At 62.1% G+C, this 367-nt stretch carries 1 protein-coding gene; it reads left to right on the top strand.

Features of this window, described 5'->3' with window-relative positions; genetic code table 11:
- Positions 1-64 precede the first annotated feature (64 nt).
- A partial coding sequence (locus ACT86A_RS27495) for a transposase (protein WP_445095132.1) occupies positions 65-367 on the top strand: 303 nt, incomplete at its 3' end.

The following is a 367-nucleotide window of genomic DNA, read 5'->3' on the forward strand; positions in this document are numbered from 1 at the left end:
GGGACTGTGGATTCATCGGTGTTTCCGGCCTGATTCGCTGAGTGATACTCAGCGGGAAGGGTCGATGATGACGACACTTGATCCGGTGACGAGGAAGAAGAACCCGGTCGAGGCTTCGGCGGAGGAGTTGGCCGCCCGAGAGCTGGTCCGGATGGCCAAGGAGCAGGGCCTGTCGCTGACGGGGCCGAACGGGCTGCTCAAACAGTTCACCAAGACCGTCCTCGAGACCGCGTTGAACGAGGAGATGACCGAACACCTCGGCTATGACAAGAACGGGGCTCCCGCGGATCGTGACTCGACCAACGTGCGCAACGGAACCCGGTCGAAGACGGTGTTGACCGAGGCCAGCGGTCATGTCCCGATCGAG

This window comes from Nocardia glycosmidis (genome assembly GCF_052545115.1).